The organism is Mucilaginibacter gossypii (assembly GCF_017569325.2).
GTDB lineage: Bacteria > Bacteroidota > Bacteroidia > Sphingobacteriales > Sphingobacteriaceae > Mucilaginibacter > Mucilaginibacter gossypii.
In genome coordinates this window covers 1,741,231-1,753,043 of the sequence record NZ_CP071878.2, presented here as the reverse complement: position 1 = coordinate 1,753,043, position 11,813 = coordinate 1,741,231, and the positions used below count along the sequence as shown (strand labels likewise).

General features: G+C 42.9%; 6 protein-coding genes. 2 read left to right on the top strand and 4 right to left on the bottom strand.

All coding sequences use genetic code 11. The features are described from left to right. Positions 1 to 3: 3 nt before the first annotated feature. Entirely contained in the window at positions 4 to 459 is a 456-nt protein-coding gene (locus J3L18_RS07380) for a MarR family winged helix-turn-helix transcriptional regulator (protein WP_129570862.1), read from the bottom strand. 78 nt (positions 460 to 537) lie between these two features. Between J3L18_RS07380 and J3L18_RS07375 the strand changes: the two genes are divergently transcribed. Both J3L18_RS07375 and J3L18_RS07370 read left to right on the top strand, forming a co-directional pair. Then, positions 538 to 1,323 carry a helix-turn-helix domain-containing protein gene (locus J3L18_RS07375; RefSeq protein WP_129570861.1) on the top strand — a complete coding sequence of 262 codons (786 nt, stop codon included), beginning with the start codon at positions 538 to 540 and terminating at the stop codon, positions 1,321 to 1,323. A gap of 72 nt (positions 1,324 to 1,395) precedes the next feature. Continuing rightward, the gene (locus J3L18_RS07370) at positions 1,396 to 1,950 is read left to right on the top strand and encodes a dihydrofolate reductase family protein (RefSeq protein ID WP_129570860.1); all 555 of its coding nucleotides are present in this window, start codon (positions 1,396 to 1,398) and stop codon (positions 1,948 to 1,950) included. A gap of 158 nt (positions 1,951 to 2,108) precedes the next feature. Here J3L18_RS07370 and J3L18_RS07365 read toward each other — a convergent pair whose 3' ends face one another. From J3L18_RS07365 to J3L18_RS07355, 3 genes are all read right to left on the bottom strand, one after another. Further along, on the bottom strand, positions 2,109 to 5,207 hold the full coding sequence (locus J3L18_RS07365; protein WP_129570859.1) for an ABC transporter permease: 3,099 nt from the start codon (positions 5,205 to 5,207) through the stop codon (positions 2,109 to 2,111). A gap of 590 nt (positions 5,208 to 5,797) precedes the next feature. Next, positions 5,798 to 7,966, bottom strand: coding sequence for a CRTAC1 family protein (locus J3L18_RS07360; protein ID WP_189549376.1), 2,169 nt, complete (start codon positions 7,964 to 7,966; stop codon positions 5,798 to 5,800). A gap of 185 nt (positions 7,967 to 8,151) precedes the next feature. Continuing rightward, positions 8,152 to 11,724, bottom strand: a complete 3,573-nt coding sequence (locus J3L18_RS07355; RefSeq protein WP_129570857.1) for a VCBS repeat-containing protein — start codon at positions 11,722 to 11,724, stop codon at positions 8,152 to 8,154. Between the last annotated feature and the right edge of the window lie 89 nt (positions 11,725 to 11,813).

Below are 11,813 nucleotides of genomic sequence, written 5' to 3'. Positions count from 1 at the left end.
ACTTTACTTGTCTTTAAACTGATTGACCGTTTCACTCATAATTGCAATCGATCCTTCCAAAAATTTTTCGATGATTTTTAAATCTTCTTCAGCGAAAGAACCGATCAATTGCTCCGAATGGCTGCGATAATCCTTGTAAAGCGGAGCCAAAAGCTGCATTATCTTTTCAGTATCCGGCACAACCAGTACTTTTCGCCTGTCCGTTTTCGAAAATTCTCTTTTGACCAGGTCTTTTTTCTCAAACCGGTCAATCAAACCTGTAACAGCGCCGCTGGTAAGCCCGGTTACTTCCATAAGCTCGCCGGCTGTCATGGCGCCTTTCACCAGGAAAAAGCCCAGGTATTTCTGATCGGTACCTGATAGCCCGGCTTTTCGCGCAATATTTTCATGCATTTGAATGGATGTATAAGCATACAACTGGCTTAGTTTTCTTATCCGGGTAATAGCTTCGCTTTTCACAATATCTTTATAACTTTGATTATCTTAGTTACAAAGATAATTTTATTTTATTAATTGAAAGAAGTAATTTAGAAATCGGTGAATATAATTACGTTGTTTCCGCCTCCCGACCTTGACGAATATGTCACTGGTATACTGACCATTGAAAGCAAAACCTTCAGTGCCGAATTTATTTTGCCGCTTTATGCCAATGGCTGCCCTACACTGGTGTTTCAAACGGCAGTGGGAAAGCGTTCTGGATCGGATACCGGATATCTTAACCTCTACGGACAAACAATCAAACCGGAAACGCTCATGATCAGGCAGCCTTTTACGTTGATTGCCTTTTTTATGCGCCCACATATCGTCCAGAGCCTATTTGGTGTAAGTGCCCGTGAATTAACCGATAACTATCTCGACTTAAGCGATATAAAGCCAATAAAGGATACCGGCCTCATCGACCGGCTTTTAGCACAGCCCCTGATCAATGAACGCCTTGAAATCCTTAACGGCTTTATCAGATGGCTGGCTAAGCAGGCGGATGATTTTAACCCCAGGGTTTTATTTGCCCTGCAATATCTTAAGACTAACATACACACCAGCGCTTTATCGACTTTACAAACAGAATTAAACATATCCGAACGCTCGCTTCAACGCTTATTTGAAAACAATGTCGGAATCTCGCCGAAAATGTATAAACGTATTTCGCAGTTTGACAGGGCGTTTAAACAACTTACTGATGGTAAGTTCAATTCGTTAACAGAGCTTGCCTACAGTAATGGATTTGCGGATCAAAGTCATTACATCAGGGTTTTTAAGGAGTTTACAGGCATTACTCCTAAGGAATATATCAACATTAATAAGCCTTTTAACCCTAAATTTTAGGGGCTGTCGGGTCTGTTCTATTTTACCTTACTTATCGCTGGTAGATTTGTGTTAAATAAAAAAACCAATACGATGAGAAAATTAATTGTATCAGAATGGACGTCATTAGATGGCGTCTTTGATTCGGCGCATATGGAGCAATGGTTTAATCCCTACCACAGTGATAGCCGTGCCGGATACATACAGGAAGTTATTAACAACTGCGAAATTATGCTTTATGGCCGCCATACTTATGAAATGCTGTATCCTTATTGGTCACAGTTTCAGAACAATGAAATGGGCGTAGCCGACAAAATGAATCGGGCGAAAAAATATGTGGTTTCAACTACCATGAAAAATGGCGACTGGCAAAACACTACCATCATTAGCGATAATATTATCGGGCAGCTAAACGCTTTAAAACAGCAAGATGGAGGCGCAATACTTGTTCAGGGCAGCGGACAGCTGGTAGCAACGTTACTGCAGGCATGCCTGGTAGACGAACTGAAACTGCTTGTGCAACCGCATATGATGGGTACCGGTACCCGTTTATTGAAAGAAGGAGCTAATATCCCGTTGAAACTTAGATCAATTTCGGAACTGGAAAATGGTGTGTTAGCACTAACGTATGGACCAGGCAAACAATAATTGGATGGATTTTCCGCCAGGTTTGGCCGCTGCGGTCATATAACCGTAGCGTGGTTTGTATTCCGGATTATTATTAACGAACTACGGCGGTCATGCTCAGGACCGAATGAGCGGAAAATAGTCCATAAGCGAAGTCGTCTTTGGGATTTGTCGGCGAGTTATTCGTTACGCAAACTATCCACCGGATTCGCAAAAGCAGCTTTAACAGATTGGAAACTTACCGTTATCAGTGCAATTGCTATTGCTACCCCCGCCGCTATAACCGGCAAATACCACCCGATTGTGGTGCGATAAGCGAAATCCTGGAGCCATTTCTGCATTGCCCACCAGGCAAGCGGGGTAGCTATCAAAATGGCAATCAATACCAGCTTAACAAAATCCGCAGATAACATGCCTGTAATGCTGGAAACACTCGCCCCAAGCGCCTTGCGGATACCTATTTCTTTCGTACGTTGTTCGGCAGCGTAAGCAGCCAGTCCAAAAAGGCCGAGACAAGCTATTAATATGGCCAGGGTACTAAAACACAGAAAAATGGTTCCCGCGTGCTGCTCTGTTCGATAACTTGCATCAAAATCGGCATCCATAAATGAATAATTAAACTGCTGGTTTGGCGAAAATTGTTTCCATTTCTTTTCAATCTGCCTGAGCGCCCTGGAAATGTCCGCGGTATGCAGCCGTACGTTGATAGCGCCGTTGTCAGGTGCGTAATACAAGGCCAACGGCATCACTTCCTCATGCAGTGTAGCAAAATGAAAATCCTTAACCACGCCAATAATGTGGTAAGGCTGAATGCCATATGAATTACGGTATAGCGTTTTATTCAATGGATCTTTTGCGCCAAACTTTCGGGCAAACGCTTCATTCACGATCATACCCGCGCTGTCTGTAGGCATTTCTCTTGAAAAATTCCGGCCTGTTGAAAGCGTCAATCCCATGGTGCGCAGATAGTCCTCATCCACGGGCCAGAATTCGGTTAGCAATACACTTCTGACGTCAATAGGTAAGGAAGGGAAAAGCCCTGTCTTTAAGCGCAGATCGCCTGTAGGCTGGAAAGCAGTCATACTCACATCTACTACCCCGGTCATTTGCTTCAATTCGTTTTTAAGCAGTGCAGCATTGGTGCCTAATACATCGGTATTTTTAATAACCAATACCTGGTTACGATCAAAACCCAGGCCTTTGTTCCGAATAAAAGTCAGCTGTTTAAAGATCACCATGGTGCTTATGATAAGGAAAATGGAAATTGAAAACTGAAATACCACTAAAAAACTTCGCAGAAAGCTGTTCTTAAAACCTTTGGCGATCTTTCCTTTCAATACATCTATAGGTTGAAAACCAGAAAGGAAAAAGGCGGGATAGGCTCCTGCCAAAAGACCAACTACTATGGTGATCAAGAACAACGCAGGCAGAAGCCAGGCTGCCTGGTCCCAACTAAGTATCAACTGTTTTCCGGCCAGCTGGTTGAACAATGGCAACATCCCCCAGGCCATTAAAGCAGCAATGATTGCTGAGACCATTGTCACCAACATTGATTCGGCCAGAAATTGAGCGATAAGGAATTTACGCGCCGAACCCAATACTTTTCTAACCCCTACTTCTTTAGCCCGGTTAGCTGAACGGGCTGTACTGAGGTTCATGAAATTAACGCAGGCAATGAGCAGGATGAATGCGGCAATCATTGAAAATATGTAAATGTATTGAATGTCGCTACCCGCTTCCAACTGGTATGTTGCACGATCGCGAAGATGGATATCAGTTACGGGCATTAAAACTGTTTTCAGGTAATTGTCGCCGCTGGTCCAGGCGTCTGCATTATAAGAGTTTTTGATTTCGATAGCGGCTATCTTTTTTTCCAGCCGATGTACATCAGCGCCGGGTTTTAGCAACAAATAATTATGCATGCCACCGTAACCCCATCCGTGTTGGGCACTTTCCGCGCGTGAACTGTACGACAGGAAAAAATCGTAATGAAAATGTGATTGCTGAGGAACATCTTTGATAACGCCGGTGATTTTGTATGTGCTGGTGTCATTGATGGTCAGCATCTGGCCAACAACATCAATACGGTTAAAGTACTTCTTCGCTGTGCTTTCTGTGATTACGGCACTATGGGGCGCATCCAGTGCCCTGGCAGGGCTACCATCGATCATCGACAGGGTAAAAACCTTAAAAATTGATGATTCGGTGAACACCACCCTTTTTTCCTGTATATTTTCATTGCCTTTACGGATATAGAACTTCAAAGGCGAAAGGAACAGCCCCTGAACATCTATCATACGGGTCATTTGCTCGATTTCCGGAAAAACATCTTTAATAGCAGCGGGCAAAGGCTCTTCAGAAGTAGCATACTGATTAGCATTACCATTCAATTTTACATCAAGGCCTATTCTGTATATTCGGTCGGCACGCTCATTGTATTTGTCGTATCCAAGCTCATTAGTAACATAAAAAACAATAAGCAGACATGTCGCCAGGCCCACCGAGAGGCCAAACACATTCAGTAAGGTAAATGCCCTGTTTTTAAGCAGGCTTCGGAAAGCCATTTTTAAATAATTTTTGATCATGATGCTGCGTTTAGAAATTTCAGTGGCCCAATCCAACGGGCTTTTCTTACGCAAGATTACAGGCTTTACCAGGGTCGGAAGTACCAACTTATCATTTGGCACTTCTTTTTTTGACCTTTCTTTAAATGAGGCCGGGCTTTGGCCTGTTATTTCTTTAAAAACACGATTGAAACTGGTTTTGGAGTTAAACCCCGAATCGTAAGCTATTCCCAGCAGGTTGTAACGATCGTAATCGGGATCATGCATTTTCCGGATAACGTCCCGCACCCGCAGCTCATTGATAAAATCATTAAAATTTTTTTTGAGTGCCAGGTTGATGATACGCGACACCTCGTGCGGATGAAGACCTAATTTTTGCGCCAGCGAAGCTAAAGTAAGGTCGGCATCCTCGTAAAGCCGTTCTGTAACAACAACTCTTTTCAACCACCTGCCTTTTTCGCGTAACCCATCGGATTTAGGAATTACCGGTACCGGCAAAATGCATCTTTCTGATTTTAGAATGTCGCTGACCGCCGTAGCAATCAGCACTACTGATAAGCAAACACCAAACAATTCATTTATCGATCTAAGAGCGGTAAACAATATGAGTAACTTAAGCACATTGTCCAACCTGCCAAAAGCAAATCGCGGCCTGTCCATCAAAACCGGCTGTTGCTCCCTGTTATAACGTTGTATTGCACGATGTGATAGCATTAAATAAGCAGTCGTTACGCTCAACGTTAGCCAGTTTGGTGCAATTGGAATAAAAATTAAAGAAAAAAAATGCAGCAAATCCTTCCAAGTAAACCGCCTGCTTGGCTCGATTAACTGAAAGACATAAAAATAAATGAAGGGGCCTAAAGCCAATAGTATAGAAAGTGTGACGCCGCCCAGCTGCAATATCGTAACGCTCAGGGCTAAACTTAAATATCGATTTGCAGCGCCGTGTGCCTTTTTTGCAAACCATAAAATTAAAGCTACAGTACAACCGGTGAACACTGCTCCAATAAAAAGCAGGTTAGTAAGGCTAATATCTAAAATAGTTGAGCTCAAATCAACACACTACATCAATCCACATTCCAATGTAGTAAGATCTTAAATATAAGTGACTTATAATAAACCAAGAAGGCAGTTGTACTATAAACGAACACAGACCGTACGGATATGACCAATCTACAACTGAACATGGTAATCATCGCTCAGGAATAAACAATTGGCCAAACGCAATCTCTTCGTTAAAATGATGAATTAAATTGACAGCACTGCTCGGGGTTATTATCAATCAACCATCTCGGGCGAATAGCTCACATTTTCATCGCCAACCCCGCCATTCCATTGAAATTAAGCTTTTTTAACTGAACCGAAGCAGCCTTTCCATTTCCTTCCGTAATGTGGTAAAACTGATTTACTTTCAAATTACGAAATCGTTGAACGCTATGGCTGCCAGCCCATGTTATTTCAAGCTCTTCGATAAGCCCTGCATGCCCTACCCCTATTTCCGCCTGTATGGGCGATGAACCAAAACTACCACCCGAGTTTAAGTCGTGGTAAACATTTTTTTTAACACCATTGTCAACAAATGTTATTTTTAACCGACTGCCAATGGCAGCTTTATTACTTTTTATCCCTTCTGCCTTTATACTTATCCAGTTATTATCGTTCTGCCCAGGGTTTACGTACAAGGCACTGGTATAGGCATCGCCGGCGTAAGCCCCGCCCATTTCAATGAAGATATCCTGTAAGCCACGGTTCCTGAAATCTGCAAATGCGACACCGTGGCCTTTTTGCAGGTTTCCCGTTCCGGACACGCCCGTAACGTCCTCAAACTGCTGCCCGCCTACGTTCCTGAACATCTTATTGGGTATAAGGGAGCCAAAATCCGGGTTGCCTGTGCCAAAATACAAGTCGGGAAAGCCGTCATTATCAATATCACCAAAGTTTGCGCCCATGCTGAACACTACTTTATCAAGGCCCGTTTGTTTGGTAACATCGGTGAAAGTGCCGTTATGGTTATTTTTATACAGGTAAATGTTTCCCGCATTGGGTATGGGTTTTCCGAGCGCTTCGGCAGCTGAATAATATCCCAGCGGGGCCTCGAATTTGTAATCTGCAATCAGGATATCCTGCCAGCCATCATTGTTGTAATCAAAAAACCAGGTAGTAAAAGTACTGTTGCTGTTTGCCAGGATCCCCGATTGCCTTGTAATGTCTTCAAAGTCGGGGGTATTTTCGCTGTTACCTTTATTTTTTAACAGATATTTGCGCCCGTCCATTGTCGAAATAAAAACATCCGGCCATCCGTCATGGTTAAAATCTGCCGATGTAACCCCTTTTACGTATGACATTACATCGCAGTGCGCTTTATGGCCAACCTCAGTAAAGGTACCGTTCCGGTTATTTATATAAAGCATGCTCCGGTGGATATTGACGCTGTCGCCGTTGTTAAAACCCTCCGCTCCTACAAATACATCGAGCCATCCATCATTATTAAAATCAGCCCAGCCTGCCGCCTGTGTAGGGTGATAAAAAAGTAGCCCGGCGGGTATCGTCACATCTGTGAATGTGCCATCGCCATTGTTACGCAGCAGTGAAGCAGGCTGGTTACCAAAACCGTTCTTTTTCCAGGCACCCCGCAGTACAAAAATGTCCATCTTCCCATCGTTGTTGTAATCAGTTTGCTGAATATTCAGCCCACCGGTAAACTTCCGCAACCCGCTTGTTTCAGACTTGTCAATAAATGTTCCGTCCTGGTTATTTTGAAAATAATGCATGTGATCATCAAGTTCCGTTCCTGAAGTTACTATGTCAAGGTAACCGTCGTTATTGAAATCATCTGCTATAACGCCACCCGCCCTGCTTTTCAGTTTAATACCAACATCGGCAGCCATATCGATAAACGGCTTTATTTTTGTCGCGGATGTTTTATCGAGATCTGGAATTAAAAACGGCTTGGGCACACTATCGGGGTAGTGCCCCAGTGTCATGTAAGCGATATTGAGCATCCAGCGGGATTCAAGGTCAGCCGGATGCTTCTTCAAAATACTTTCATAAACTGCAATAGCATGTCGCGAACCGGTTTGATTTACATGAATCGCGTTATCCCTTATTGGGTAGGTACATGACATCCGGTTGTGGTTCAACATACAATTAGTTCGCTCGCCTAACCGCATGTAGGCCAGTGCCATATCCGGTTCAAATAAATCACGCTTTGAGCTATCGGCACCCATCATCATTTTTTCGTAGATGGCAACAGCCTGTGTTTCGTCACCGGTTTCCAATAAAAGCTTAGCCTTGGTATTTAAAAAATAAAAATCATTTTCCCTGCCCGGCAGTTTAAGTAAGCTATCGCACTGCGCCACTTTCGCTTCGGGACAAAACGGATTGCGGCTGTTGTAATCCTTTTGGTTCAGACCGGCAATGATCCGGATCATTTTACTCTCCGATGAATCGCGGCATGAGATAACAAATGACATGGCCGGTATCAAAAGCAAAAATTTTGCATAAATATTTAACGACGCTTTTCCACGGGTCAAATTCAAAGCAAAATTGATAATTACATTCTTCGGCATTCCTTCTGTAAAATTAGCTACGCATTATTTTCTCTTAAGATCCCGATCAATATTGAAGGTATTACATTTTGAATACCACAAGCGGATTATTAAAGCTTAATTTCCCTACACCGGCCATCGTTAGATACAATCTTAACTTTCTGTACGTCCGGGCTTATTTTCAGAAACCTTGCCGATTGTGATAAAAAAGACGAGCCGTAATAAAACTCCTGCTTGGTAACCGAACCGTCTTTTGCAGATACTTCCGCATACGCGTCCTGCGGCTCAATTTTGATAGTTTTAGCCGGTATGTTAAGCTTTAATAACTTCAAACTGCCGTTATGCTCACTGGCAGCGAGATAATACCGGTTATCTTTCCCCTTAAGTTTTACCAGGGCTTTTCCATCGCCGGGAAAACAGATCCCGCTTTGCAAAATCGTTAATGGCTTAAATCTCCCTTTACCATCGCCTTTTAAAAGCAATCCGTTTAAGGCATCGTACCGGCCTACCGAAACATTTGTGCCGTAATCATTCCCGTTAATGGCTACGTCTAAATTGCCATCACCGTCAAAATCATCCACTACCATTCCGTTAATGGCAGAAACCTGCGCATAGTTTGGCAGAGGGTACATTTTAAATTTCCCGTTTCCTAAATTTTCGAGATAACATGAAGTAAGCGTATTGGCTTTTAACCGCAAGGCATTTTTCAGTTGTTCTGGCGATAACAAATCCTGCAACGTTGCTTGGCCAAAAGAGCGGTAATTCACAAACTTTTTTCGGAGACTGATCATTTGCTTAATAGCATCGTCGCGAACAAAAGATGGAAATTCACGTTTCACCCCATCAGTGTCGGGAAGAAAGAGGGATGGAAAGGCATCGGTGGTTTTACGTTTATCAAAATCGCCTGCCGTGATATATACAGGCTCTTTATCGCTGGCTTTGAAAAAACTATTCTTTCCCAGGTTGCCAACAATATAGTCTATCTTACCGCAATGCCTGAAATCGCCGGCCGCGATAGAATTCCACCATCCGATGTTATCAGCAATACCCGATGCCGCCGTGGAATTGACAAATTTGCCACGAACATTTTTGATAAAAGTTATAGGCATCCACTCGCCGGCGATAATTAGGTCGGGCCAGCCATCATTATCATAATCTGTAACCAGGGCATCACAGGTTAACCCGAGGTTTTTCAAACAAGGCGCAACTGATGCCGTTGCATCTGTAAATTGCAACTTTCCAGGTTTACTGTCGTTACGTAAGATAAAACAGGATACGGGGTTGGGATAATGCCATGGATCAACCCGGCCGGTTACCAGTAAATCGAGCTTGCCATCTTTATTATAATCAAATGCCCTGACACATAGCTTACTTGTAAAATTACCGGGCAAGGCACCTTTTTGTTCGCTAAAACGTCCACGGCCATTGTTAAGGTAGATGCGGTCTGCATAGTTTTTTGAACCCGGCGCGCTTTCATATCCCCCGCTGGCCATATACAGATCTGGCTTCCCATCGCCATCGGCATCAAAGAACAATAAACTTTCATCCTTATAATTTGTGCTATCCGGTTTTCCATTAATTAAATTTCGCTGATTAAATTTACCGTTAGCCTGCTGCAGGAAAACCTGGGCGGGAAATTTCTTGTTACCGCCAATAATGATATCATCAAGCCCGTTGCCATCAATATCTTCGGCTGCAAGCGCCGGAGCGTACGCTGAAAATTTATGGGGCAATAATTTCTGGATGGTAAAATCCGGAAAATCATCCTCCTTGTGCCTGTAACTAATACCTGCCGTGCCTGTAACTTCAGTAAACAGTGCCCCCCTGTTTTTTTGGGGTATAACCCAACTATAAGGCTGACGCGCATCATTGATATTTACTTTCAGCGTTTGGTTAGCGCTTACATTTTTTAATACCTGCTTATAATTATTCGGCCATCTCACTACTACAGAGTCGAGCTTATTGACTTTGCCGAGGCCAAAGTGCGCGACGTTTTGGATAGAAGATAAATATCCACGATAAGGATTGTTCTCGTATACCTGGTGTTGCTTGCCTGCATAATAGATATCTACCCAGGCACCAATGCCATCCCTGTTAAAGTTGTTGCCATTCAATTTTACCTGCAAGTAATTTGATGGTTTGGAGGTAAGTGCGCGGCTATTGTTTTTATAGATAAGAGCCTGGTCATTAATGTTATTGATCACCATATCCATTGCCCCGTCATTGTCCAGATCAGCATAAGCGGCACCGTTTGAAAAAGTCGGTAAATCCAATCCCCATTGGTTGGAAACATCACCAAAGTTTAGGTCACCATTATTTTGAAAAGCATAATTATGGATCTTGACCGTAGGAATCTGGTCAATAACAGTTTTTTTTGAGGCTGTGGAATAAGGATTGTTTCGGTAAACGATAAAGTCATGATCAGTAACATCCTTCGGAAATCCATTGGTTACAATGATATCACGGTAACCATCATTGTTGAAATCCGTTATCAAAGGCGTCCAGCTCCAGTCGGTCTCTGTAACTCCGCTCAAGAACCCGGTTTCACTGAATATGGGGTTCTTGATAGAATCATTCTGCCCCAATCCCGGCCCCTGGTTTATCTGCAAGGTGTTACGTGCATATTGATATTGGTATGCATAATGATTAAATAACTCATACGACTGGTAGCTTTCCGGCATCGACATCATTTTTTTCCGGTAATTATCCGGTGGTGACATGTCCAGTTCAAATACATCGGCCAAACCATCGTTATTCAAATCTTCAATGTCCTGCCCCATCGAGTTCATCGAGGTGTGCTTAAAGTATTCTTTAGATCTATTGGTGAATGTACCATCACCATTATTGATGTAGAGAATATTGGGCGATATAAAATCGTTGGTAACGTAAATGTCCTTCCAACCGTCTTTGTTTATATCCACAATAGTTGCCGCGTGCCCATAGCCTTCAATGGATATACCGGCTTTTTTGGATACATCGCTAAACACCGGGTGTTTAAGCTGGGCATCCCATTTGCTTTCATATAACCTCCCTGTACTCTTACCGCTGCCGTCCGCGATTATCGGGCGAAACTGGTTTGCATAATAGCCGTCCCCAGGCCTATTAACGGTAAGATACATATCCAGCTTGCCATCATTATTGTAATCAAAAAAGGTTGCCATAGTAGAATATGCGTGTATATTAAGGCCATATTCTTTGCCTTCTTCCTTAAAGTGCGGTATCCCCTTTTTATCTGTCCCCTGGTTTATGTAAAGCAAATTTTGCCTTTTGACGCTATCTTGCAGCAGCGAATTGCATACATAAATATCCTGAAGGCCATCATTATTAATATCGATAACAGCAACCCCTCTGCCCCATTTTCCTAAACCATTAACTCCGGCTTTATCTGTAATATCATCAAACTTAAAGTCGCCGCGATTTAGGTACAGCTTGTTTGATACCATGTTACCCGAAAAGTAAATATCCTGTAAGCCATCGTTATTGAAATCGCCTATGCCAACTCCGCCGCCGTTATAAACATTGGCATTATCAATCGGGTTGATTGAATCGTTCTCGGTAATTAAATTATTGAAAGTAACGCCCGAATGTGAAGACGGTATCAATTCGAACAGTGCTGTTTTCTTTTTAGCGCATGAAAAAAGAACAACACCAACGAGCAATAAAGCCGGGTAAAATTTCTTCATTTATAAATTGGTTTATATGGAAAAGATAGGCTGCTATGCGCAACCTATCTCTTTTAACAAGTCCGAACTTTATACTTTTTAACTGCTAT

Bases quoted from the DNA above. Each gene is read 5' to 3' on its own strand.
- J3L18_RS07370 (WP_129570860.1), top strand. From the start codon at position 1,396: ATGAGAAAATTAATTGTATCAGAATGGACGTCATTAGATGGCGTCTTT.
- J3L18_RS07365 (WP_129570859.1), bottom strand. From the start codon at position 5,207: ATGCTATCACATCGTGCAATACAACGTTATAACAGGGAGCAACAGCCG.
- J3L18_RS07360 (WP_189549376.1), bottom strand. From the start codon at position 7,966: ATGTCATTTGTTATCTCATGCCGCGATTCATCGGAGAGTAAAATGATC.
- J3L18_RS07355 (WP_129570857.1), bottom strand. From the start codon at position 11,724: ATGAAGAAATTTTACCCGGCTTTATTGCTCGTTGGTGTTGTTCTTTTT.